This window comes from Streptococcus infantis, assembly GCF_047460825.1.
Taxonomy (GTDB): domain Bacteria; phylum Bacillota; class Bacilli; order Lactobacillales; family Streptococcaceae; genus Streptococcus; species Streptococcus infantis_V.
Map to the genome: position 1 here is coordinate 1 of NZ_JASHFO010000085.1, position 544 is coordinate 544.

Genomic DNA, 544 nt, shown 5'->3' on the forward strand with positions numbered 1-544 from the left:
TCGTCGGGCTCATAACCCGAAGGTCGTAGGTTCAAATCCTGCTCCCGCAATAAGGCTCGGTAGCTCAGTTGGTAGAGCAATGGATTGAAGCTCCATGTGTCGGCGGTTCGATTCCGTCTCGCGCCATATTTGTTTTTATGCGGGTGTAGTTTAGTGGTAAAACTACAGCCTTCCAAGCTGTTGTCGCGAGTTCGATTCTCGTCACCCGCTTTGAACATTTAGTTCATTTACCAAGTTATTTAACTTGGGCGCGTAGCTCAGGTGGTTAGAGCGCACGCCTGATAAGCGTGAGGTCGGTGGTTCGAGTCCACTCGTGCCCATTAATAGGAGAATTACTCAAGAGGCTGAAGAGGACGGTTTGCTAAATCGTTAGGTCGGGTAACTGGCGCAAGGGTTCGAATCCCTTATTCTCCGTAATTAGAGCTTGTTAGCTCTTTTTTTGTGCCTTTAATTATCAAATTTGGGCTCATTGTCAACTGTAGTGGGTTGAATAAAAACTAACATCTTGAGAGAAACAAAATGGTTAGCTCTTTTTGTTTTCAAA

The 544-nt window shown here is 45.4% G+C and carries 4 tRNA genes; all 4 read left to right on the forward strand.

Features of this window, described 5'->3' with window-relative positions:
* Positions 1–53 precede the first annotated feature (53 nt).
* The 4 genes from QM911_RS09925 (at position 54) to QM911_RS09940 (ending at position 414) form a co-directional block, all read left to right on the forward strand.
* Positions 54–126, forward strand: a tRNA-Phe gene (locus QM911_RS09925).
* A 13-nt stretch (positions 127–139) separates the two neighbouring features.
* Positions 140–210 (forward strand) — tRNA-Gly (locus QM911_RS09930).
* Between the two features lie 36 nt (positions 211–246).
* A tRNA-Ile gene (locus tag QM911_RS09935) sits at positions 247–320 on the forward strand.
* A 6-nt stretch (positions 321–326) separates the two neighbouring features.
* A tRNA-Ser gene (locus tag QM911_RS09940) sits at positions 327–414 on the forward strand.
* The last annotated feature ends 130 nt before the right edge of the window (positions 415–544 follow it).